The organism is Pseudoalteromonas sp. 2CM28B (assembly GCF_023161935.1).
Map to the genome: position 1 here is coordinate 47,992 of NZ_JALNTH010000001.1, position 25,065 is coordinate 73,056.

Here is a 25,065-nt window from a genome sequence, read left to right on the forward strand (position 1 = left end):
TAGGGGGGAGGAGCTTAATCATGGCTTAATTTTTTAAGGCACAAAAAGGCGCTAATGCGCCTTAACATAATGCTTTAACGCTATTTTTTTACAAACTTTGTTAAAATAACAATACGTTGGCCATCTACTCGCCCTTCAATATGTTCAGGGTTATTTGTTAAGCCTATATTGCGTACTGCTGTGCCGCGTTTGGCGGTCAAGCTACTACCTTTAACGTCTAAGTCTTTAATTAAAGTAACCGTATCGCCAGCTTGTAGCACTACGCCGTTACTGTCTACGTGTTTTATATCGTCATCTTCAGCAAGGGCTTTTTTGGCCCAAGTAAGGGTGTCTTCTTCTAGGTAAATCATGTCGAGCGCATCTTGTGCCCAGCCATTATCAACAGCTAAGCGCGTTAGCATTCTGTAAGCCACTACTTGTACGGCAGGTGTTTGGCTCCACATGCTGTCGTTTAAACAGTGCCAATGTGTTGGGGTAAGCTCGCTGTTGTTTTCTATTTGATCTTTACAGGTTTGGCAGGTGTAAATGCATTTGTCCGAATGGGTTTCGGTAACAGGAGGCACTTCGTAAACAGATAAGTGTTCGGTTGCGCTGCATAATTCACACTGGTTATTACTGCGCTCGATTAAGGCTTTTTCAATACTCATAAGGCGTTCTTATATAGGAAGAGGTTTACATTTGGCCGTATTATACCCTAGCAAAGGTGGGCGGCGATACTAATCCCTTAAATTTTGTGCGGGTATTGGGTTAATGTATTTATCTTCTATGCGTTTTATGTAACCACTACTATGTAAGTGCGCAAGGGCTTGATTAATTTTAGGCAGTAACGCTTTGTGCTTAGCAAGTAAACGCACTCTTAAATAACCATGCGAATGCTGGGCGCCAAACTCAGCATTAATATTTAATTGTTTAGACCAATACGCTGCGGTATGAATACCCATAATGGCAACATCAATACGCGCTTTAGATAATGCAATCATTAGCTCTTTTTCAGAGGGAAAATCGACGCGGTTAAATTTTGCATCATCATGGTAGTAGTAGCCAAGTACTGTACCAACCTCTTTAGAGTATAAACTTTGCTTAGTTTGATACTGCGCGACGTTATCAGGCAGTGCAACAATCATTTCGGTTGCGGGGATCAGCGGCTCTGAAAAAATATAGTAAGGGTTATCTCGCTCGCTTTGCGCTAACCATTTTAAAGAAATTACATCAAAATCAATAATGCCGTTTTCTAAGTATTTGGTAATTCGCTTAGTGGGAAGCTCAACGTGATTGGCGGTAATATTTGCTTGCGCCATTAAAGCGGTGATTATTTCTGGCAAAATGCCGGGTTTTTCTGGGTTGCCGGTGTAAAAAGGGTAGTGACTACCTGACGCACTGACATTGTAATTTAGTTCTGGCTGGTTTTGCTGGGCATGAGCAAACGTAGCAAGATGCAAAATAAATAAGGGTAAAAACAACTTTAAAAAAAACAAATACGTAACCTTTGCTAAACTTTTAACCTTGAGCGTTATGTAATTTAACTCCGCTTGTAATGATTCTAGAATCTTCATAGCGGTTGAATTACAGTGTATAACCTAATTGTAATAAACAACGTCAAATTAGATAGGCTTTTATTAAGTGAATCCCACAAATATTCTACAGAACGGGCAAAAGAGAACACAGTTTGTTGCAAGGCAACCTATTTTTGATGCGCAGCAGAATGTGTTTGCTTATGAGCTGCTTTATCGTGATTCAGCCCATAATGCATTTCCTGTGGGAACATCTGATGAGCAAGCAACCAGCCGTTTGTTTTTTAATACGCTGATGATGCTAGGGCCAGACAAACTTACAGCGCATCATTTAGCGTTTATTAACCTTTCTTCAGCCACTATTTTAGAAAACTTTCCTAAATTGTTAGTACCACAAAATTGTGTGTTAGAAATCGTTGAGCGTACGAACAAAATAGCTGAGGTAACTCAGCGCGTGAAAGCGCTCAAGCAAGAGGGATACAAGTTTGCCCTAGATGATTACGATGGCGACGATAAATGGGCGCCATTACTTGCGCATGTAGATTACATAAAAATTGAAATGGACGATGTAATAATTAAAACCAATATGCGCATAAAAAAAATTAAACGCGCTAATCCGCATGCAAAAATTATTGTTGAGCGCATAGAAACCCATGCGCAATTTCACTCGTTAAAACAAGCCTGTTGCGATTTATTTCAGGGTTACTTTTTTGCCCGCCCAGAGATGATCACTTACAAAGATGTGGAGCCGGGTAAGGTTATTGTGTTTGATTTACTGCGCTTTACGGCAAAAGAATCTTTATGCTTTGATGAAATACAAAAACAAGTAGCCAGAGATGTGGCAATTACAGCGCGTGTATTGAAATTGGCAAATGCCCGCTCGGGCAGTGCTAAATTAACCATTACTTCTATTTCGCAAGCGGTTGTGTATTTAGGAGAGGACAGCATAAGGCAACTGGTACGCGTGCTGGCGCTGAGCGAATTAGGCGCCGATAAACCCTCGGAACTCACAAAACTTGCCTTAACCAGAGCGCAGTTTATTGCGCTATTGCTAGGGCAAAACCACGCAGAACTGGTTGGTCAGGGCTACTTGGTTGGGTTGTTTTCTGTGATGGATGCAATTTTAGATACAGACCTTGAAGCGATTGTTAAAGAGTTTTCGCTAGATGAAAGTATTGCTCAGGCATTATTAAACAATGAGGGCATTTTAGGGCAAAGCCTTGCGCTTATTAGGGCGTTTGAACTAGATGAAATGGATAAAATAGCGGTGTTAATGCCGGCAATAAACAGTGATTTGCATATAGGTCATATTTTTAATTATGTTCTTGATGCACTGTTGTATAGTGACGAAATTATTGAGGCTATTGCAGAATAAATATGCGTAATTGGTTATCTATTTTAAGTATTGTGGTTGCATTAGGGCTGTTATTTCCTGGTGTTACCAAACCTGTATTATCGATTGAGGGCAACATTGATAAATCGCAACTCGCCAAAGCTGGCATAGAAATGCTGGCTGAGGAAGGCGATGGCCGTACCCGTAGTATGTTAATGATGTTCTCTAGCATGTTAGGACTTGATAAATTAGAGGGTGAAATAAACGCGTATAGCAAAACACAAAGTATTTGGGGAACCGTAAACGAGCTAGCTAATAATAATAATTTATTTGTAGCGGCGTTAGTTGGGTTGTTCTCTATTGTGATCCCAAGCTTAAAATTACTGCTGCAATTACTGTATTGCTGCTTGTCGGCCAGCGCATTTAAAAATAAGTTAGGTGTGGTTATTTGCGCACTGAGCAAGTGGAGCATGGTGGATGTGTTTGTTATTGCGTTAATAGTGACTTATTTGGCAGGCAATGCACATGGGCAAAGTAGCGATTTACTAATTATGCATAGCACTTTTGGTGAGGGATTTTGGTATTTTAGTGCTTATTGTATTTTTGCTATTTTAGCGAGTAGCTTAATTAAACCGCCTAAAAAAGAAAATTAATTATTTGAGTTAGCTTAATAACTCAAATATTATTACTGGGTAATTTACTTAATAGGTTTTGTTTTGCAGCGTTTTTACTCAAATTTACTCGTTGTTGTGATGCTACTCACGTTTGTGGGGCAAGCCGTTGCGTCTGTAAATCAGCAGTGCGAAATGCCACATATGAGCCTATCAGCAAAGCATGCCACACATGTAATGAGCGAGAGTAAATTGCATACAGGTATGATGGAAATGGATTGCTGCAGTGATGAAGCAGATGTTCAAAATGATTGTCATTGCCCAATAAATGGCTGTGGAAGCAGCTCTATTTTAACGTCCCCGGCCTTATTTACTGCTTTTTCGTTATCGAGTGAAAAAGTTACCCAGCTTAATAGCGGTATTTCCTCCCCACCTAGTAATACCTTATATCGCCCTCCTATGTTTGCTTAAACGCAGGATAGGTGTGATACCAATCGACTTGATTATTTAGTCATTTAGCGTGCCAAATAAAGCGTTAACAGCGTTATAAACCTCTCATGTAGAACAACTACATGCCGATATTTATGCCTTGTTATCACTCTATTTAACTGTCGCTATAAATAACTAATAACTCAACACCATTGGTATGAGTGAAATTTAGCTATATTCGCTAAAAGCGCCTGTTCTGCTTGTTAATTTAAGATTTTATTTTTAATTTTAGATGGAGCAGGCAATGACCCGCACTGTAATTTTTAAAGCTTTATTACTGAGCGCCACCTTATTTGGTGCTGTATTTAATAGTGATGCCATAGCAAAAGCATCAACCCTTAATTTAACGGATGCCATAAACCTAGCGCTCAATAACGAGCCATGGCTGAGCGCCAGTGAGCAAAAGCAAGCCGCCGCCACAGCGCAAAGTATTGCTGCAGGTACTCTACCAGACCCCGTATTAAGCATAGGTTTGCAAAGCTTACCCGTAGATGGCTTTGCGTTTGATCAAGAAAACATGACGCAGTTAAAACTGGGTATAAGCCAAAGCTTTAGCCGTGGTAATAGCCTAGCACTTAGCCAACAAGCAATAAAAGAAGAAGCACTTGAGCAGCCGTGGCTTAGGGCGCAGCGAAAGGCGCAAGTAAAAGCTAGGGTAATGGAGCTGTGGTTAAATGCCTACAGAGCACAGCAAAGTATTGCGTTAATTGAACAAGATAAAGCATTGTTTAGCCAGTTAATTGAAGTTACCGAAGCCAGTTACTCCAGTAGTTTAGGTAAAACCCGTCAGCAAGATATTATTCGCTCACAATTGGAGCTCACACGCCTTGAAGATAAACTGATTGTATTAGCGCAGCAGCTAGATGCCGCTAAACAAGGGTTAGCCCAGTGGTTACCACAGAGCATATTACGCCAACCATTAAGCCTAACTTTTACAGCGCCAGCCCCGCTTACCCAATTTAATAGCTTAGACTTTGATGAGCTCATTAAGTTACTTATGGCGCATCCCTCTATGGTGGCTATAGATCAACGTATAGCCTCTAAACGCACACAAGTGAGCCTTGCTAAACAAAGTTATAAGCCACAACTTGGCGTAAATATGGGTTATGGCTACCGCGCTGATAACCAAGCTGGTGAGTCGCGTGCTGATTTGCTTTCGGTGGGGGTGAGTATTGACTTACCTTTATTTACCGATAACAGGCAAGATCAGCAAGTTAATGCGGCTATTGCTAATGCAGAGGCCATTAAAACCGACAAACGCGTGGCGCTACAAAGCTTAAAAGGACAGTACTTTAAAGAGGTTAGTCAGCTTGAGCGAATTGAGCAGCGCAATACGCTTTATCAAAACACGTTATTACCGCAAATGTCGCAGCAAGCTCAGGCTACTTTAAACGCGTATACCCGTGACGATGGCGACTTTTCTGATGTTATGCGCGCGCGTATTAGTGAGCTAAACGCCAAAATAGATGCCCTTAATATTCAAATAGACAAACACATAACTATTGCTCGCTTAAATTATTACGCAGCCAGTTTAGACTCGCTAGTAATGGCTGAGTTACAAGGATAAAACAATGAAAACTAACTTAAAATACCTTGTAGCGCTGCTTATTGGTGCCGCGTTAATGTTTATTGCTAATCGCTGGTTGATTGATAATACCGAGCACTTAGCCACAACCGCGGATAATAAAAAAACGAAGCCGCTGTATTGGGTTGCTCCCATGGACAGTAATTATAGGCGCGATGAACCAGGGCTATCACCAATGGGGATGGAGCTGGTGCCTGTATATGCAAACGCTGAAAACGACAGCCCAGGTACTATAAAAATATCCCCTGAAGTGGTTAATAACTTAGGCGTTAAAACCAGTAAAGTGCAAGTTAAAACACTGCAAAGTGATATTCAAACAATCGGTTATGTGCAATACAATCAAGATCAGTTAACCCATATTCATCCTCGCGTAGAAGGGTGGATAGAAACCCTATTTGTAAAAGCGCAAGGAGAGCCCGTTAGTGCCGGTGAGCCTCTTTACACACTTTACTCTCCTCAGCTTGTGAACGCACAAGAAGAATTTTTACTCGCAGCAAATAGAAAAAACAGCGTATTGATCCGGGCTGCTAAGGCGCGTTTAGAGTCGCTAAATGTGTCTGATGGCTTTATTAAGCGCTTAGAAAAAAATAAAAAAGTGATGCAAAACATTACATTTTACGCGCGTCAAAGTGGGGTGCTTGATGAGCTTAATATACGAGAAGGTTTTTATGTTAAGCCTGGCACCTCAATGATGAGCATCGCTAAATTAGATCAAGTATGGGTAGAGGCAGAAGTATTTGAGCGCCAAGCAGCTTTAGTGAGCAAAGGGCTTCCCGTTACAATGACCCTTGATTACATTCAAGGTAAGCAGTGGCAGGGCATAGTAGATTACATTTACCCAGCGCTGAATGCTAAAAATCGCACTTTACGTGTAAGGCTGCGTTTTGAAAATACCGCAGGGCTACTTAAACCTAATATGTTTGCCCAAGTAAGTATTCACACACACAGTGATTCACCGCAATTAGTTATACCTAAGCAAGCGCTTATTCGTACAGGTGCACAAAACCGAGTAGTACTTGCCCTAGGCGATGGGCGTTTTAAATCGGTGGCGGTAAAAGTAGGGCAAATTAGCCAACATGAGGTGGCTATTCTATCGGGCATTACCAAAGAAGACCGTGTTGTGACTGCTGCGCAGTTTTTAATAGACTCTGAATCGAGTAAAGACTCGGACTTTAAGCGTATGAGTGCACCGAGCACTCATGCCATGAGCGACATGCCTAACATGGAAATGGACAAGGCAGAAGCGGTTCAAACAGCTACAGTAATGGGGACCATAAATAATATAAACGCAGCGCAGCGGGTTATTAATATTAGCAGAGAGGCTATTGCTAAATGGAACAGAGGCCCTGCTACTATGGACTTTATACTTGCTAAAGAGCTTGATATTAGTGCGCTTTCCCCTGATCAGCAGGTTCATTTTACATTTAGCATTATTGAGGGCGAATTTGTAGTAAGCAAAATTGCTGAGCACCCTACTGACGAAGGCGCAGCTCATCATTCAATGCATGGGGAGTCATTATGATAGCTGCTGTTATTCGCTGGTCGGTTGTTAATCGTTTTCTCGTTTTGTTACTGAGTATTATTGTATTTGGCGCGGGTATTTACAGTGTAAAACAGACACCCGTTGATGCGCTTCCGGATTTATCGGACGTGCAGGTAATTGTTAAAACCAGCTACCGAGGCCAAGCGCCCCAAGTAGTGCAAGACCAAGTTACCTTTCCGCTCACCACGGCAATGCTGTCTGTGCCTGGTGCTAAAACGGTGCGCGGTTTTTCGTTTTTTGGCGACTCGTATGTGTATATTATTTTTGATGAAAATACCGATATTTACTGGGCCCGAAGCCGCGTACAAGAGTATTTAAGTCAGGTAGAAAGCCGCTTGCCGGCAAGTGCAAAGGCACAACTTGGGCCCGATGCCACAGGAGTGGGGTGGGTTTATTTATATGCGTTAGTCGATAAAACAAATCAGCTCAATATAAGCCAGCTTCGTAGCTTGCAAGATTGGTTTTTAAAATTTGAACTGCAAAGCGTTGAAGGTGTATCTGAGGTAGCCGCTGTAGGTGGCATGATAAAGCAGTACCAAGTGGTTGTAGACCCCGTTAAGTTACGTGCTTATGGCCTTCCTCTTAGTTTGATACAAACTGCAATTAGCCAAGGTAATCAAGAAACTGGCGCCTCAGTAATCGAAATGGCTGAAGCCGAATACATGGTAACCAGCACAGGTTATATTAAAAGTGTCGCCGACTTAGAAGCCATTCCATTAGGAATTAACGCCCAAGGAAGTGCATTACAATTACGAGATGTAGCAAATGTACGCTTAGGTCCTCAAATGCGAAGAGGCATTGCAGAGCTAAATGGCGAAGGCGAGGTTGCGGGTGGCATTGTGGTGATGCGTTATGGCGAAAACGCCCAAGAAACGATTTCTCGGGTAAAAGCAAAACTTGAGTCTTTAAAACAAGGGTTACCCGAAGGGGTTGAAATAATTCCGGTTTACGACCGCTCCACGTTAATAAAAAGCGCGGTCGATAACCTGAGCAATAAATTGTTTGAAGAGCTCATTATTGTAGCCTTAGTGTGCGTGGTATTTTTATTTCATGTGCGCTCATCGCTGGTGGCTATTATTACCTTGCCTATGGGTATATTAATGGCTTTTATTGTGATGTATTGGCAAGGTGTAAACGCTAATATTATGTCGTTAGGCGGGATTGCTATTGCTATTGGCGCTATGACAGATGGTGCTATCGTAATGATAGAAAACATGCATAAACACATGGAAAAAACGCCACTGACCAAGCAAAACCGCTGGCAAATAGTGACTAAATCGGCCACCGAGGTAGGCCCTGCGTTATTTTTTAGTTTGCTCATTATTACTGTAAGTTTTATGCCTGTATTTATTTTAGAGGCGCAAGAAGGGCGCATGTTTGCCCCGCTTGCTTATACAAAAACGTATGCGATGGCAGCCTCTGCCGGTTTAGCTATAACCTTAGTACCGGTGCTAATGGGCTACTTTATTCGGGGTAAGGTCATTTCTGAGCATAAAAACCCTGTTAATAGAGCCTTGGTTGCAGGGTATAAACCGTTGTTAGCCACCGTACTTAAATTTCCAAAAAGTACGTTATTTATTGCATTTATAGTGACGGTTATAGGCTTTTATCCGGTAAATAAAATAGGCAGTGAGTTTATTCCTTTGCTAGATGAAGGCGACTTAATGTATATGCCTACAACTTACCCTGGGCTCTCTATTGGCGAAGCGCGAAAAATTTTACAGCAAACAGATAAGCTCATAGCCTCTGTACCTGAAGTGAAAACTGTATTTGGTAAAATAGGGCGCGCCGATACCGCAACCGACCCAGCACCACTGACAATGATTGAAACCTTTATTCAGTTTAAGCCCAAATCACAGTGGCGAGAGGGCATGACGAAGCAAAAAATTAAAGCCGAGCTGGAAAGCTTAGTTACATTACCGGGCCTTACAAATGCGTGGGTTATGCCAATAAAAACGCGAATTGATATGCTTGCCACCGGTATTAAAACGCCTGTGGGTATTAAAATTGCGGGCCCAAGCTTGTTAGAAATTCAAAACATTGGGCAGCAAATTGAGCAATTGTTAAAAGATGTGCCCGGCACAGCCTCAGTGTATTCAGAGCGTGTAGCCACAGGGCGTTATATTAAAGTGGATATAAACCGCGAAAAAGCAGCACGGTATAATCTAAATATAGCCGACATACAACAGGTTGTAGCTACTGCAATTGGCGGCTCAAACGTGACTGAAACAATTGAAGGGCAACAGCGTTACCCGGTAAATTTACGCTACCCGCAGAGCTTTCGTGCTTCGCCTGAAGATTTAAAATTATTACCTATTATTACACCTTCAGGCCAACATATTGCACTTGGCGATGTTGCTAATGTATTTATTGAAGATGGCCCTACCGGTATTAAAAGCGAAAACGCGCGTTTAAATGGCTGGAGCTTAATTGATATTAAAGGCAGTGATATTGGCAGCTATGTAGCACAAGCTCAGCAAGTACTTGGCGATAACCTACAATTACCCGCTGGTTATTCAATTACTTGGGCAGGGCAGTACGAATACATGCAACGCGCAAAAGCAAAGCTTACTTATGTGATCCCGCTTACACTCGCGATTATTGTAATACTGCTATACCTTAATTTTAAATGCCTAAGCGAAGTACTTATTATTATTGCCACCCTTCCTTTGGCTATGGTGGGCGGCATTTGGCTAATGTACTTTGAAGCGTTTAACTTTTCAGTGGCAGTGGGTGTAGGGTTTATTGCATTGGCCGGTGTTGCCGTAGAAATAGGCGTCATAATGCTTGTATATTTAAACCAAGCTTATACAGAGCAGCGCCAGCAGTGCGAGCAAACTGGAACTGCATTTAACTTACAAGCGCTACAACACGCTATTATGCAAGGTTCAGGGTTAAGAGTGCGCCCCGTAATGATGACGGTGGCTACCATTATTGCTGGCTTATTACCCGTTTTATACGGCACCGGCACCGGTAGCGAAGTGATGAGCAGAATAGCTGCGCCGATGGTAGGTGGGATGCTAAGCGCAATTATACTTACGTTATTGGTTATACCAGCGGTGTATTTACTGTGGAAAAAGCAGCATATTAGTCAATAGGTGTTGTGCTTTGTGAGTTAAAACTTGCTGAATGTAGGGGCGGTTAAATCGCGGTGTACGGTTTGTACCCTCGTGAGTATGATAGCTGCCCCTGTTTCAGCAGGCTCTAATAGCACACTGTGGGCAATACCTGTTTTATTGCCCTATAAAAATTACCCGTATTTTGTAACTTGTACCAAATAACCCGCCTAGCTGCTGTTTTTTTATTTTTAATACATTGTTTTTAATTGAGTTTATGTTGGCACGGTTTACGCAACCTATACCTTATACAGTCAACTTAGTAAGGAATGCACATGCAAGTTAAAACAATTAAAGAAGTGTACGATTGGACCGTTTTATTTCACACACAAATGGCGGCAAATTTTTACAGCGTTAAGGAGTTACTTGATGAACGTAACGCGATGCTAGTGGACTATTATTTAGATTATGAAAAAAAGTTAGCTGAAGACTTAGTTGGCTTTAAAGCAATTACAGAGATCAACACCTTAGATACTTACAGCTACGAATACTTTGCAGATAACCCCGAGTTAATTACGTTTAACGATATTAGCAAAGACCAAGAATTTGATGAAAAGGTGATTCAAAACTACCTCTCTGAGCAGCACAAAAAAGTAATCGAACTTTACGAGTACTTATTAGAGCGCGCTGAGACAGAAAACGGTAAAGAAAAGCTCGAGCAAATTTTAGAGCTTGAAAAGCAAGGCGTTAAGCAAATGATGCAAAGCTCAAACCGCCATATGGATATGTAAACCTGATAAAATAACCTGGTTTTATCTTTATCGGTAAAGCTTCAAACGCCCTTGAGTTTACCCCAAGGGCGCTTTATTATGTGTGCTTTACATGGGTGTAAATAAAGCAGCAAGCTCACTTTAAAAAGCGCGTGTCGCAATTACATTACTTTAGAACAAACAATGTCACAGGCTTTTAATAGCCTTATAAAATTAAACGCACTCAAACTGAATCCCTGCTTTTTTAAGATAGAGCTGCTCTTGCTCTAGGTCTGCTTGTAGCAATGTATGCTCTTGCAAATAGCTGTTACTAAACTTAATAAATAAGCCTAGGTTGCTTGCGCTTATTTCCATATCCGGCTTTAAGCTCACTTGGCGCTTTTGATTAAATAAAATGGCCAAGCGTAAAATAACAATCAGTTTAAGCACGTGCTTTTGAGAAATAGTTAAAAACTCTGGCAGCTCAGTCAGTTTAATTTTTTTACGATAAAAGCGTATAAGTGAGCTTAAAATAAGTTGCTCTTGCTGCGTAAAACCGGGTAATTGACTATTCGCCACTATATAAGCGCTGTGTTTGTTAATCCCCGATGAGTTAATTGATAAACCAATTTCGTGTAATTTTGCTGCCCACGTTAACAAAGCAATATCGTCGTTATTATCCAAATGCCATACATTTTTTAACTGTTTATAGAGCCAAATAGCAGTATCAGCAACACGCGCTGCATGCGCTTTATCAGCGGTGTAGCGCTCACTTAAATTATTAATGGTGTTTGAGCGAATATCTTTATCGGCCAGCTTTTGCTGCATTTCGTGCAGCAACCCTTCGCGCAACGAAAAATCGCTATAGGTCAGCTCTTTAATGGCAAACTCTGTAAATATCGCAATTAAAATTGCTAAACCACCACATATGCTTTGTTGGCGCTCGGGTGTAAGCCCTGCAATAGCTAAGTTATCAATATGTTTAGCACTAATAAACTGTTGTTTTAACGAGAGTAAATCGTCGTAAGTGATGTTAGGTTGTTGCGGATTTGTGGCGCTTATCATCGCTAAAATTGACTTTATAGTGCCCGAGGTGCCAATTACCGATTGCCAATTTTCGCTTACATAATTAGAAAAAATGGCTTCAAGCTCTTGCTCGGCTCTTATTTGCGCTTTGTTAAAGCGTTTGGCCGTTATTTTTCCATCGCTAAAAAACTGCTTTGTAAAGCTAACACAGCCCATATTACGGCTAGATAAAAGCTTATGCTTAAAATGTTTACCTATTATAAGCTCGGTACTGCCACCGCCAATATCGATCACTAAACGGTTTTCTTCATTATGAACATAATGCGCAACGCCCTGATAAATAAGGCGCGCTTCTTCTTGACCTGCAATTACATCAATATGAAAAGGAAACACAGCGCTAGCTTGGGCTAAAAAGGCGTTAATATTTTTAGCGCGCCTAAAAGTGTAAGTGGCAGCTACCTTTACATTACTTGCGGGGAACTCATGTAAGGTTTTTGCAAATTGCTTTAGTACCACGAGGGCGCGGTCTATTGCAGCTTGGCTTAAGCGAAATTTATCATCTAGCCCATCGGCTAAATAAACGCGTTGTTTTTCTTTGTGCAAAATTTGCAAAGTGCCGTTTACTTCTCGGGCAACCACTAAATGAAAGCTGTTGGAGCCTAAATCAACTGCGGCTATTGAAGGGTGATCATTCATTATAATAAGTGTGTTCCCATTTTTTTAGATAATCGTAAATTGCTATCTGAGAGCGAATTTTTTTACGGTTACCCCTTCTTACATAAGCGTTTTTTTGCTCGCTATCAATAATGCGTGCTTTGGTGCGGTCTTTAAATTGTAGCTCTAATATATCAACTATAAGGCGTTTTAGCTTAACATCCAAAATAGGAACGCCTACTTCAACACGATGATCTAGGTTACGTGTCATCCAATCAGCTGAAGATATAAATACTTTTTCATCGCCATTGTTACCAAATACCATTACGCGAGGATGCTCTAAAAAGCGATCAACAATACTAATTACCTTAATATTATCGCTAAGTTTAGGCACGCCAGGGATGAGCGAGCACATGCCACGTACAATAATTCTAATTTTAACGCCGATTTGACCAGCTAGGTAAAGCCTGTCTACCAGCTCTTTATCGACGAGGTTATTTATTTTTACCGTTATTTTGCCTGGTTTGTTGTTTTTAACATGGTCAATTTCGTTATTGATTAAATTAAGCAGCGTTTCACGGGCATTAATTGGCGAAAGCATTAAGTAGTCAAATTTGAACGGTTTATAACTGCTTTCTATAAATCTAAATACGCTGTCGCTTTCTTCACAAATACCAGTGTGGCGAGTAAATAGGCTAAAGTCAGTGTAAATTTTGGCTGTTTTTTCATGGAAATTGCCTGTTCCAATATGAGCATATTTTACTATTTGGCCTTTTTCTTTACGGTGTACCACACATAATTTACTGTGCACTTTTAGTGCGGGTATACCAAAAATTACTTTAATACCTGCACTGCTTAGCACCTTTGCCCATTCAATATTATTTTGCTCATCAAAACGTGCTTTTAGCTCAACCATAACGGTTACTAATTTACCGTTTTGAGCGGCATTAATTAACGATGAAATCAGCCTAGATTTGCTCGCTACACGATAAATATTAACCTTTATTTGCGTAACCTTAGGGTCGAAGGCCGCTTGGCGCACATATTCAAGCACATGATTAAAAGTATGATAGGGGTAATACAGTAAAATATCTTGCTCGCTAATAGCGTCAAATACACTGGCATGTTTATTAAACGCACTACTTTGCAATGCTGGGAGGGGTTTGTTTTCTAAATATTGGCGCCCTACATTAGGAAACGATATAAAGTCTCTAAAATTACGATAACGCCCCCCAGGAATTAACGCATCATGATGCGTGACACCGAGGCGCTTTTTCATCACTTTTAGCATGTTTTCAGGCATGGCTTGATCGTAAACCAATCTTACTGGCTCAGCATAAATACGTTGTTTTAACCCTTTAGACATTTTATCAAGTAAGCCAGCCTCTAGCTCGTCGTCTAGGTTGTACTCTGCATCGCGAGTTAATTTTATTGCATAACCGGCAATGCTTTTATAAGAAAAAAAGCTACTAAATACATCGTTTAAAAAGTAAGTGATGACATCATCAAGCATTACAATGGTTTTATGGCGGCGGGTTTTTTCTGGAGGCAGGTTTATAAAGCGATCAACCCTGTCGGTGGGTACCTCAAGCATTGCGTAATAACTTTTTTCATCACTCATTTCTACAAATAAGTAGGTCATGGTGTCGTTTATATAGGTAGAGAAGTCTTTGTTCTCGTTTAGCAAAATAGGAGAGGTATGTTGCAGAACGTGATCATGAAAGTAATTTTTTAACCAGTTTAAATGAAACTCACTGAGCTCATCAGGGCGACTAACATGAATGTTATGATGGTTTAAGTCGGTTAATACCTGCTGATGTATGTGGTTAAATTTTTTACCTAACTGCAGTACCTTTTTTTGTATCTCACTAAGCAGTATTTCGTCTTCTTCAAAATTAGCATCGGGGAGTTTATTTAATAAAATTCGGCGCTTTACATCAGCAACGCGCACTCTAAAAAATTCATCTAAATTTTTAGAGAAAATGCCCAAAAAACGCATGCGCTCAATAATCGGGTTATTTTTATCTTTAGCCTCTTGTAGTACACGCTCGTTGAATGACAGCCAGCTTAATTCTTTTGCAAAATATTCAGTTGTTTGAGGGGGCTCTATATGGGCATTCATATCTATTCCGTTATCAGGATATGTTTCAAATTTAATTTGGGGCTGTGCGTGCGCTTATGAGGTTTACAATGTAAAAAACGATAAAAGTAGTAATAATCAGCCCTTTTTACTCAAACATACGCCAGTTAGATGACATAAAAATGACTACCATGTCATTTTTATGTCAACGGCGTTTGGGCTATGCCTCTTCAATATCTACAATTAAATCACTGGTAATCGATTCAAGTGCATCAATAACTTCTTCTTTATTCATACCACTGGGTAAGGTGACTGTAGCTACGGCACTAAAAATAGGCACTCCCCAATTTGGCGCACTTTGTTGCCTTGAGTTTAAGTGAGTAATGCTAGCGCCTTTGTGGCGTATTACACTTGCCAGCTCCTGAACAATGCCCGGGCGGTCATTGCCAGTAATGACAAAATTTATTTGTTCTTTGCTACTTGGCTCTACTTCTGTGTTGCCAGTTTCAATCCGCACGTCGAGTTTAGGTAAGGCATTTAATGCGTTTTGCAATGCTTCAAAGTGCTCTTGCGCTACTTCTACCTGAATAATACCGGCAAAGTGGCCTAGTAAGTGGCTTAAATTACTGCTCAGCCAGTTACCCTTATTTTGCAAGATAACCGATGAAATACTTTCTACTAATCCGGGCCGGTCTTGCCCTAAAATGGTGATCACCAACTGCTTCATAAATAGCTCTCTCTAAGCCTGAAAATGTAAATGCGTAGGCATTAAGTGTTTATAACGTTTCTATCATTGTAGTGGGTAATATAAACCCATAAAAAACTAATTGTTTATTATTACTTATTTGTGTCTTTATCGTTGAATTTTTTAACTTTAGCGCTGCGGTCTTGTTTCGTTATACATAGATTTAGTATTGTCTGCGTTAAATTGTTTGTCCAATAAAAGCACAAATTAGTTCCCATAAGAAGATAAACTCACACTGAATTTATTAACAATTTTATAGCACTTTTGATAATAAGTGTCATTTATGAACCATAACATTTATTTTTTCCATGCTTTGAGCGCTATGCACTTTATTTAACCATAAAAGTGTTAACAACTAATGCGCCATAAAAGCATAAATTTAGTCATCTCCAGCAGGGCAGTAAAACGCGTTATTAAATAGCTAAATAGGCACTAATTTAGGGCATTTATATTAAATATTTCCCCTTTTTTGTATCGATTTATGTTGTGTCATATCAGTGAGTAACAATTAAGCAAGGGCTGTCATTAGAAAAAAGGACTGATTTTAAAGCGTTTAGGCGGGTATTTATTACATCTGTAACATTACTGTCATCTTGATGAAATATAATTTGTACAACGACAGAATTAAAGGGTGTTTTGATGACTTCCAATCCGAATAAGCCGACTTTAAATACGGATCGAAGCCGTCTATTTAAAGACCGGTTTGCAAAGTGGGGTATTTCCGCAGGCGGAGTAATGGTATTAATAGCATTGTTATTAATATTCTTTTACCTTCTTTATGTAGTACAACCAATTTTTGAATCAGCAAAAGTAGAAAAACGTAACAGTTTTAACGTTGCTAATGCTGAACAAATTGTGGGCTTAGGTGTTGAGGAGCAAACTGAGGTTGCTTTTTTACTCTCTCAGCAAGGAAAGGTAGATTTTTATAGTGTGCAAGATGGCAGCTTTGGTAAAAAGCTTAAAACATTAAGCGCCGAGCTACCTAGTGATGCATCAAGCTTTGCAAACAGTGCGCCGTTTCAGGGGCATTATGCGTTTGGTTTAGAAAATGGCTCAGTGGTGCTGGTAGCACCTAAGTTTTTAGTTACTTTTCCTAACAACGAAAGAAAGCTAACGCCACGTCTAGATTACCCACTTGGCAAAATGGCATTAGAAGTTGACGAGCAAGGTGCTGCCATTAAGCGTTTTGCATTTAGTCATTACGAAGATAAAACAGCTGTGGTTGCTTTAACCGAAGACAAACGCGTTTTATTTAGCAGCTTTGTTGCTGAAGAAAACATGTTTACCGGTGAAGTAGAATGGGTAGTTGAGCGCACTGAGCTTAATATTGAAGGCCGTGTTGATGAGCTTTTAATTTCGCCAGATACCACCCGCACATTTGTACGTTCGGCGAATCAAATTTATGTTTACGATACACGCTACCCAAGCGAAGTAGAGCAAATTCAGCTGCTTTCGGCTAACGAAGAAAGTGCTAACTTAGTGTCTGCGCAGCTACTTGCTGGTGCTAACTCACTCATGCTTGCAAACGATAACGGTGAAGTATCGCAGTGGTTTGAAGTAAATACAGACAGCGGCCGTGAGTATCAAAAAATTCGCTCGTTTGAAACAACTAAACAAAGCAAGCTGAACATTTTTACCGAGTTTTATCGTCGAACTTTCTTCACTACAAGCAGTAATGGTGAGCTAGGTGTGTATTACACCACAAGTGAGGCAAAACTTTGGCAAGGTAAAGTAAGTGATGGCGAGATTAAAAACTTTGCTATAGCTCCGCGCTCAAATGCTGCCCTTATTTTAGCCGATAACCAACTAACCGTATTAGAAATTCATAATGAGCACCCAGAGGTTACCTGGTCTGCGCTTTGGCAAGAAGTGTGGTACGAAGGTTACCCTGAGCCTGGTTATATTTGGCAATCTACATCAGCAAGTGATGACTTTGAGTCTAAATTTTCTTTGGTTCCAATTTCGTTTGGTACGTTAAAAGCAGCGCTTTACGCCATGCTATTTGCAGTACCCATTGCGCTTTCTGCCGCTATTTACACCGCTTACTTTATGTCGAGCGAGCTGCGTAAAGTGGTAAAGCCAACGGTAGAAATTATGGAAGCCCTCCCGACTGTAATATTAGGCTTTTTAGCAGGCCTGTGGTTAGCGCCACTTATAGAAGAGCACCTACCTGCTATTGTCGGCTTATTGATTTTATTACCGTTAGGTGTGCTAGCAACAGCACTAGGTTGGACTAAGTTACCAGTGAGTATTCGCCATAAAATCCCTGAAGGGTCGCACTCTATTTTACTTATTCCGGTTGTTCTATTAATTGGTTGGTTCTCGTTCGCGATGAGCGAAACAGTAGAGCTTTGGATGTTTGATGGCAATGTACGTCAATACTTAACAAATGAGCTTGGTATGACGTTTGACCAACGTAATTCATTAGTTGTTGGTATTGCGATGGGCTTTGCCGTTATTCCTACTATATTCTCGATTGCAGAAGATGCCGTATTTAGTGTTCCTAAACACTTATCAAATGGCTCACTAGCACTTGGTGCTACGCAGTGGCAAACGCTAGTACGTGTTGTACTACTTACAGCAAGCCCAGGTATTTTCTCTGCCGTGATGATGGGACTTGGTCGTGCAGTAGGCGAAACCATGATTGTATTAATGGCAACAGGTAATACGCCAATTATGGATTGGAGTATTTTCCAAGGTATGCGTACGCTTGCAGCAAACATTGCGGTAGAAATGCCTGAATCAGAAGTAGGCAGCTCGCACTATAGAATATTATTCTTAGCAGCATTTGTACTATTCATATTCACCTTTATTTTCAACACAGTGGCTGAGTTTGTTCGTCAGCAACTGCGTGAAAAATACAGCTCAATGTAAGTGGAGAGACACGACATGGTAAAGCAGTGGTTTAAGTCTGGTTCTCCTTGGATTTGGATGACAGGTGGTGCGGTAAGCATCAGCTTAATTTCAGTTCTCGGTTTATTAGCAATGATAGCTTGGAAGGGATTAAGCTTTTTCTGGCCATCAGAGGTAGTTCAATTTGAGCTAGAAGGGTCTATTTCAAAACAAACCATCATTGGTGAAGTTTACGACCGAGAACTTGTGCCTACAGCGCGTTTAGCTGCAACAGGTATTGATGTATCAGATTTTAATAAAGACGAAGTTGAGCGTTTACTTATAAAAACAGGTAACCGCGAATATGTAGATTTAGATTTTCGTTGGATATTAGAAACCGATATTACTGAGCAAAGTACACCGGCTACGCTTGCTGTATTTGAGCGCAGTAAAAACGGTAACTTTTATGGCTACATAGAAGGTGTAATTAAAGATGGAAAGCCGGTTACTAGCGATAAAATCGAAACCTTACATGAGCTAGTAGAGCGTGCGGTTGATTTAAACGACGAAGCGCTTGATTTACAAAATGGCGACATTGGTCATATCAACTACGAATTAGAGCGTCTTCGCTTACAAGAAAAGGCGTACCTACTTGATGACGAACTAACCGATGAGCGTGTTGCCGAGCTTGCTCAAGCACGTGCCGAGTTACGTAACGAATATGCAGTACTTGAAAAAGAGTTATTTGCACTGCGTAAAAAAGCCAAACGTGACCAAGTTTTAGTTAAGGACATGCGTGGTGAAGTAGTCACCATTCCACTGTATCAAGTGCTTGATGTTTGGTTGCCTAACGACATGGGCTTTTTCTCAAAATTAGGTCATTACTTTGTGCAACTGGGTAAGTTTGTATCAGACGACCCACGTGAAGCAAACACCGAAGGCGGCGTATTCCCTGCTATATTTGGTACAGTATTTATGGTTATGCTGATGGCCGTTATTGTGACCCCATTTGGTGTTGTTGCTGCAATTTACTTACATGAGTACGCAGCTAAAAATGCAGTAACTAAGATGATTCGTATTGCGGTAATTAACCTTGCCGGTGTACCGTCTATTGTTTACGGTGTATTCGGCTTAGGCTTTTTTGTTTACATGTTAGGTGGTAGCCTTGACCAACTGTTTTACCCAGAAGCTGCGCCTACGCCAGTATTTGGCACGCCGGGTGTTATGTGGTCTGCGCTTACATTAGCTATTCTTACATTACCGGTTGTTATTGTATCAACCGAGGAAGGTTTATCGCGTATTCCAAGTACAGTGCGTGATGGTTCATTAGCGCTTGGTGCAACCAAAGTTGAAACCTTATGGCGTATTATTATTCCTATGGCAAGCCCAGCAATTATGACGGGTTTAATACTTGCTGTTGCTCGAGCGGCCGGTGAAGTTGCGCCGTTAATGCTCGTAGGTGTGGTAAAAATGGCCCCTACGTTACCACTTGATGGCAACTTCCCTTATTTTCACTTAGATAGAAAGTTCATGCACTTAGGCTTTCATATTTATGATGTGGGCTTTCAAAGCCCGAATGTTGAAGCGGCACGCCCGCTGGTATACGCAACGGCCTTCTTATTAGTGTCGGTGATTATTACCCTCAACATAACAGCGATAGGCATACGTAACCATTTACGTGAAAAATTCAGATCGCTTGAACACTAATTAGTAAAGAATTATAGGTAACAAACATGATTACAGTCGCTCCACAAGTAAACCAAGCTAACAAAAGCTTGAAGTTAGACTTAGAAAACTTAACTGATGACCAAAAAGCGTTAGAGATTAAGGACCTTGATCTTTACTATGGTGAAAAGCAAGCGCTTAGCAAAGTAAATATGAATATCCCGAAAGGCCAAGTTACGGCGTTTATCGGCCCGTCGGGTTGTGGTAAATCAACGCTATTGCGTTGTATTAACCGCATGAACGATTTAGTTGATGTGTGTCGTATTGAAGGTGAAATATTACTTCACGGCCAAAACATTTACGATAAAAGTGTAGATGTAGCCGCGCTTCGTCGTAACGTGGGTATGGTGTTTCAGCGTCCTAACCCATTTCCTAAATCAATTTATGAAAATGTGGTTTATGGCCTACGCTTACAAGGTATTAAAGAAAAGCGTAAGCTAGATGAAGTGGTAGAACAATCACTTCGCGGTGCGGCTTTATGGGATGAAGTAAAAGACAGACTACACGATAGTGCATTTGGCCTATCAGGTGGTCAGCAACAGCGTTTAGTTATTGCCCGTTCAATTGCGATTGAACCTGAAGTACTATTACTTGATGAACCAACATCGGCACTTGATCCAATTTCTACTTTGGTTATTGAAGAGCTAATTAACGATTTAAAGAACAAATTTACCGTTGTTATTGTGACACATAACATGCAACAAGCAGCGCGTGTATCTGATCAAACGGCCTTTATGTACATGGGCGAGTTGATTGAATACTCAGACACAAATACCTTATTTACAACGCCAAGCAAAAAGAAAACGGAAGACTACATTACAGGCCGTTACGGCTAGTCGTATACGTTTTAGTGTTGTAAACGAATTTAAGAGAAGGTAATTATGGAACATAATATAAATAAGCATATTTCTGGACGCTTTAACCAAGAGCTAGAAAATGTTCGTAACCATGTACTTAACATGGGTGGCCTAGTTGAGCAGCAGCTAAGCAGTGCATTAGATGCAGTAAGTCGCAATGATGCTGAACTGGCACAAAAAGTACGCCAGAACGATTACAAAGTAAATGCGATGGAAGTTAGCATTGATGATGAATGTACGCGCATCATTGCGCGTCGTCAGCCTGCAGCGAGCGATTTACGCTTAGTAATAGCCATTGCAAAAACGATTGCCGATTTAGAGCGCATTGGCGATGAAGCAGAGCGCATTGCTAAAGTGGCACTTGATTCATTTACTAAAGATCAGCAAGATTTATTAGTGAATATTGAAAACATGGGTCGCCAAGTTTTAAAAATGCTACACGATGTACTTGATGCATTTGCACGCATGGATGTACAACGCGCCTTTGAAGTACATAAAGAAGATGCAAAAGTTGACCGTGAATATGAAGCAATCACACGTCAAATTATGACTTACATGATGGAAGACCCACGTTCAATTCCTAAAATTATGGATTTAGTATGGTCTGTACGTTCATTAGAGCGTATTGGCGACCGTTGCCAAAATATTGCGGAATACATTATTTATTTTGTTAACGGTAAAGATATTCGTCATACATCTCAAGAAGATATAGAAAAATCGTTGTAGGTTTTTATCTATCATTCTTTTTTGTTAAAGCGGCTTAGTGCCGCTTTATGCATTGTTAGCCATGATGAAATAATAAAAAGCGTTCACAATCGCGGCTAATACTGTAAAATTCATGCTGCAAAGCATATCAATTTGATTAAAGGGTCAGTTATGCCTACAAACGCGTTTTTAGGAGTATTTGCAAAATCTCCTATCAAACCAATGGAAGAACACATCAAGAAGGTTCATCAAGCAAGTAAAGCCTTGATACCTTTTTTTAATCACGTATTTAAAGAAGAGTGGCAGCAAGCAGAAGAGCTTCGCTTAACTATTCGTAATTTAGAGCGTGAAGCTGATGATATGAAAAGAGATATACGCTTACAATTACCGCGTGGTTTATTCATGCCGGTAGAGCGTACAGATCTGCTCGAACTCGTAACTCAACAAGATAAAATAGCAAATAAGGCTAAAGACATTGCAGGGCGCGTAATTGGCCGTGAAATGACAATTCCTAGTGCTATGCAAGCAGACTTTTTAGCTTATCTAACACGTTGTGTTGATGCGACTAAACAAGCATCAAAAGCAATTAATGAGTTAGAAGAATTGTTAGAAACGGGCTTTAAAGGTCGCGAGGTGACTTTAGTAGAAAAAATGCTCGTAGAATTGGATGCCATAGAACAAGACACGGATGAAATGCAAATTAAAGTACGCCGCCAACTACGCGATGTAGAAAGCGAGCTAAACCCAATTGATGTTATGTTTTTATACAAAATAATTGAATGGGTTGGCGAACTTGCAGATATTGCAGAGCGCGTAGGATCACGTCTTGAGCTGATGCTAGCTCGTTAATTTATAAAAATCAGTTCAAACGAAAGATTAAGGTTACACAATGGATATCATTGCATCTTACGGCACGGTATTAGTTTTAATTGCCGCAGCAGTCGGCTTTTTTATGGCTTATGGTATTGGCGCGAACGACGTTGCTAATGCGATGGGTACTTCGGTAGGTTCAAAAGCGTTAACAATTAAACAAGCAATTATTATTGCTATGATTTTTGAATTTGCTGGTGCTTACTTAGCAGGTGGTGAGGTTACGTCAACAATCCGTAAAGGTATTATTGATGCTGCGCCTTTTGCTGCTCTCCCTGATTTAATGGTTTTAGGTATGATCTCTGCACTTTTTGCAGCGGGTACTTGGCTATTAATTGCCTCATTTTTAGGTTGGCCTGTTTCAACAACTCACTCAATTATTGGTGCAATCATTGGTTTTGCATTAGTTGCAGTGGGTACAGAGGCTATTCAATGGAATAAAGTAGGTGGTATTGTAGGTAGCTGGATTATTACACCTGCTATTTCGGGCTTTATTGCTTACTTAATCTTTATGAGTGCGCAAAAGCTGATTTTTGATACTGATGCACCACTTAAAAACGCAAAACGCTTTGTACCTTTGTACATGGGTTTAGCGGGCTTTATTATGGCGCTAGTAACAATCAAAAAAGGCTTAAAGCATATAGGTATTAACCTAGGCGCTACTGAAGGTTATTTAATTGCAATAGCGATTGCTGTGATTGTAGCTATTATTGGTAAAATTGCGATTTCACGTTTAAATATCGACCCTAAAGCCGATAAACAAATGCAATTTAATAACGTAGAAAAAGTATTTGCGGTATTAATGGTATTAACAGCGTGTTGTATGGCGTTTGCGCATGGCTCAAACGATGTAGCGAATGCAATTGGTCCACTTGCTGCGGTTGTGAACATTGTTGAAAGTAACGGTGAAATTGCTAAAAAAGCGGCTATTGCTTGGTGGATTTTACCACTAGGTGGTTTTGGTATTGTTGCCGGTCTTGCTATTTTAGGTAAAAAGGTAATTAAAACGATAGGTGAAGGTATTACTCACTTAACGCCTAGCCGTGGTTTTGCTGCCGAATTAGCTGCTGCGTCTACCGTTGTTATTGCATCAGGTACAGGTATGCCAATTTCTACTACACAAACCTTAGTTGGTGCGGTATTAGGTGTAGGTATGGCACGTGGTATTGCTGCACTTAACATGGGTGTTATCAGAAACATTGTAGTTTCTTGGGTAATTACATTGCCAGTTGGCGCTGCCCTTGCTATTGTTATTTTCTACGTACTAAGAACCGCGTTTGGGGTTTAACAAAAAAGTACTCAAAGACTTTTAGCTTGAAAAGATCTCAACGCCCTAGGTGTTGGGGTCTTTTTATTTGTGGAAAGAAAAAATGACCAACCTACCAAGTATTAAACAGCTACAGTATTTATTAGCTGTACATCAGCACCAGCATTTTGGCCGTGCAGCAAGTGCGTGCTTTATTGGGCAATCTACTTTAAGCAGTGCAATTCAAAACCTTGAAGAAACACTCGGTTGTCAGCTAATTGAGCGAGAAAATCGCAGCCTTATGTTTACCAGTATTGGTGAAGAGGTCGTTGAGCGCTCTCGTAAAATTATTAACGATACAATTAGTTTAAAAGAGCTAACCAAAAGCTTTTTAACGCCACTCAGTGGTAAGTTAGTGGTAGGGGTTATACCCACTATCGCCAGCTTCATAGCAGCGCCTTTGTATCACTTTTGTAAGCAAACCTTTTGTGATTTAGAGTTGGTACTTGTTGAAGATACCAGCGACAAGTTATTAGATAAGCTTGAACACGGCCATATTGATTTAGCCTTATTAGCCTTACCGTACCAAACGGAGAAGTTTCATACTCAAGTATTGGCTAAAGATCACTTTAGTTTAGTGCACCATAAAGATTACAGCCCTGCTAAAGGCGTTGAAGACTTTAACTTGTTACCCGATGCTAGTGTGTTTTTATTAGAGCGAGAGCATTGTATGACGGGGCATGCATTGAGTGCGTGTCATCTAAACCGCTCAAGCTGTATTAACCCTTTTGAAGCTGCAAGCTTACATACCTTATTAAGCATGGTAGAGCATCAGTTAGGGGTTACATTTTTACCGCAAATGGCGATTAATGCGGGTATTCTTAAAGATAAAAACATGATAGCAACCCCATCGCAAGGTGATGCCTACAGAGATATAGGCATACTGTGGCGTAAAACCACAGGAAGAATTCGCGACTTTAAGTTATTCAGCCAACAGCTAGAAGTGTTTTTAGCTCGCCAATGTAGCTTAGATTTTGAGAGTTAAGCTTATTTACCTTTAAGGTTAAAGTGCAGCAGTAATATGCTGTTTTAGGTAAACAGGGTTTGTGCAGTGTGGTTATTGGCCACTATTAAGCACTCGCGTAGCATTAAACAAAACAGCAGCCTACAAGGGCTGCTGTTTGCTATGTGTTTGGCTTTCAAAGGGTTCTAGCTCGGGTAGAAAAAGCAAGTAAATCCAAACCACTACATTAAAATACGGGAGTAGGCCTAAAGTAGCAAATACGCCTACTGGGTAGCCCTTTAGCTGCGCGTACCGGTAGCACTGATACGCAATTACACAATGTATTACGAGAAGTAAAATAATCAACTGCGCCATACCTTCCTCCTTAAACCTGACAAGCTTTAACCTCTATGTAATTGCTAGTCATGTATGCTTATAGGTAATG

At 40.5% G+C, this 25,065-nt stretch carries 20 protein-coding genes; 14 read left to right on the plus strand and 6 right to left on the minus strand.

The window, feature by feature from the left end:
- Nucleotides 1-80 precede the first annotated feature (80 nt).
- On the minus strand, nt 81-647 hold the full coding sequence (locus MTN96_RS00230) for an alkylphosphonate utilization protein (protein WP_055252603.1): 567 nt from the start codon (nt 645-647) through the stop codon (nt 81-83).
- Nucleotides 648-716: 69 nt separating this feature from the next.
- Nucleotides 717-1,475 carry an ABC transporter substrate-binding protein gene (locus MTN96_RS00235; protein ID WP_248530478.1) on the minus strand — a complete coding sequence of 253 codons (759 nt, stop codon included), beginning with the start codon at nt 1,473-1,475 and terminating at the stop codon, nt 717-719.
- Nucleotides 1,476-1,620: 145 nt separating this feature from the next.
- Between MTN96_RS00235 and MTN96_RS00240 the strand changes: the two genes are divergently transcribed.
- From MTN96_RS00240 to MTN96_RS00270, 7 genes are all read left to right on the plus strand, one after another.
- A complete protein-coding gene (locus tag MTN96_RS00240) occupies nt 1,621-2,886 on the plus strand; it encodes an EAL domain-containing protein (RefSeq protein WP_248530479.1) in 1,266 nt (421 codons plus the stop codon).
- 2 nt (nt 2,887-2,888) lie between these two features.
- Nucleotides 2,889-3,497, plus strand: coding sequence for a paraquat-inducible protein A (locus tag MTN96_RS00245; RefSeq protein ID WP_248530480.1), 609 nt, complete (start codon nt 2,889-2,891; stop codon nt 3,495-3,497).
- 63 nt (nt 3,498-3,560) lie between these two features.
- Complete coding sequence (locus MTN96_RS00250) at nt 3,561-3,926, plus strand: hypothetical protein (RefSeq protein WP_024031447.1); 366 nt, start codon at nt 3,561-3,563, stop codon at nt 3,924-3,926.
- A 262-nt stretch (nt 3,927-4,188) separates the two neighbouring features.
- Nucleotides 4,189-5,511, plus strand: coding sequence for a TolC family protein (locus MTN96_RS00255; RefSeq protein WP_248530481.1), 1,323 nt, complete (start codon nt 4,189-4,191; stop codon nt 5,509-5,511).
- A gap of 4 nt (nt 5,512-5,515) precedes the next feature.
- Nucleotides 5,516-7,051: an efflux RND transporter periplasmic adaptor subunit gene (locus MTN96_RS00260; protein WP_248530482.1), complete on the plus strand. Its 1,536-nt coding sequence runs from the start codon at nt 5,516-5,518 to the stop codon at nt 7,049-7,051.
- Complete coding sequence (locus tag MTN96_RS00265; RefSeq protein WP_248530483.1) at nt 7,048-10,170, plus strand: efflux RND transporter permease subunit; 3,123 nt, start codon at nt 7,048-7,050, stop codon at nt 10,168-10,170. The genes MTN96_RS00260 and MTN96_RS00265 overlap by 4 nt, the downstream gene beginning before the upstream one ends.
- Nucleotides 10,171-10,463: 293 nt before the next feature.
- On the plus strand, nt 10,464-10,919 hold the full coding sequence (locus tag MTN96_RS00270; RefSeq protein WP_004587628.1) for a hypothetical protein: 456 nt from the start codon (nt 10,464-10,466) through the stop codon (nt 10,917-10,919).
- A gap of 192 nt (nt 10,920-11,111) precedes the next feature.
- Here the strand turns inward: MTN96_RS00270 and ppx are convergent, their stop codons facing one another.
- The 3 genes from ppx to MTN96_RS00285 all read right to left on the minus strand — a co-directional run bounded on the left by ppx (nt 11,112) and on the right by MTN96_RS00285 (nt 15,364).
- Complete coding sequence (ppx, locus tag MTN96_RS00275; RefSeq protein ID WP_096740225.1) at nt 11,112-12,599, minus strand: exopolyphosphatase; 1,488 nt, start codon at nt 12,597-12,599, stop codon at nt 11,112-11,114.
- Nucleotides 12,592-14,679, minus strand: coding sequence for a polyphosphate kinase 1 (gene ppk1, locus MTN96_RS00280; protein ID WP_248530484.1), 2,088 nt, complete (start codon nt 14,677-14,679; stop codon nt 12,592-12,594). Before ppk1 ends, ppx begins: the two co-directional genes overlap by 8 nt.
- A gap of 178 nt (nt 14,680-14,857) precedes the next feature.
- Entirely contained in the window at nt 14,858-15,364 is a 507-nt protein-coding gene (locus MTN96_RS00285; protein WP_024031441.1) for a glycine cleavage system protein R, read from the minus strand.
- A gap of 657 nt (nt 15,365-16,021) precedes the next feature.
- On the opposite strand from MTN96_RS00285, the gene MTN96_RS00290 reads away from it, so the two are divergent.
- The 7 genes from MTN96_RS00290 to MTN96_RS00320 all read left to right on the plus strand — a co-directional run bounded on the left by MTN96_RS00290 (nt 16,022) and on the right by MTN96_RS00320 (nt 24,662).
- A complete protein-coding gene (locus tag MTN96_RS00290; RefSeq protein WP_064386998.1) occupies nt 16,022-18,256 on the plus strand; it encodes an ABC transporter permease subunit in 2,235 nt (744 codons plus the stop codon).
- A 15-nt stretch (nt 18,257-18,271) separates the two neighbouring features.
- Nucleotides 18,272-19,921, plus strand: coding sequence for a phosphate ABC transporter permease PstA (gene pstA, locus MTN96_RS00295; protein ID WP_138579517.1), 1,650 nt, complete (start codon nt 18,272-18,274; stop codon nt 19,919-19,921).
- A 26-nt stretch (nt 19,922-19,947) separates the two neighbouring features.
- Nucleotides 19,948-20,775: a phosphate ABC transporter ATP-binding protein PstB gene (gene pstB / locus MTN96_RS00300; RefSeq protein ID WP_004587622.1), complete on the plus strand. Its 828-nt coding sequence runs from the start codon at nt 19,948-19,950 to the stop codon at nt 20,773-20,775.
- 45 nt (nt 20,776-20,820) lie between these two features.
- A complete protein-coding gene (gene phoU, locus MTN96_RS00305) occupies nt 20,821-21,522 on the plus strand; it encodes a phosphate signaling complex protein PhoU (protein WP_004587621.1) in 702 nt (233 codons plus the stop codon).
- A gap of 150 nt (nt 21,523-21,672) precedes the next feature.
- A complete protein-coding gene (locus MTN96_RS00310) occupies nt 21,673-22,350 on the plus strand; it encodes a TIGR00153 family protein (RefSeq protein WP_004587620.1) in 678 nt (225 codons plus the stop codon).
- A gap of 40 nt (nt 22,351-22,390) precedes the next feature.
- A complete protein-coding gene (locus MTN96_RS00315; protein ID WP_024031439.1) occupies nt 22,391-23,659 on the plus strand; it encodes an inorganic phosphate transporter in 1,269 nt (422 codons plus the stop codon).
- 82 nt (nt 23,660-23,741) lie between these two features.
- Nucleotides 23,742-24,662 (plus strand): hydrogen peroxide-inducible genes activator, encoded by a 921-nt coding sequence (locus MTN96_RS00320; protein ID WP_004587618.1) that lies wholly within the window; start codon nt 23,742-23,744, stop codon nt 24,660-24,662.
- 120 nt (nt 24,663-24,782) lie between these two features.
- Here the strand turns inward: MTN96_RS00320 and MTN96_RS00325 are convergent, their stop codons facing one another.
- Nucleotides 24,783-24,995 carry a hypothetical protein gene (locus MTN96_RS00325; protein WP_024031438.1) on the minus strand — a complete coding sequence of 71 codons (213 nt, stop codon included), beginning with the start codon at nt 24,993-24,995 and terminating at the stop codon, nt 24,783-24,785.
- Between the last annotated feature and the right edge of the window lie 70 nt (nt 24,996-25,065).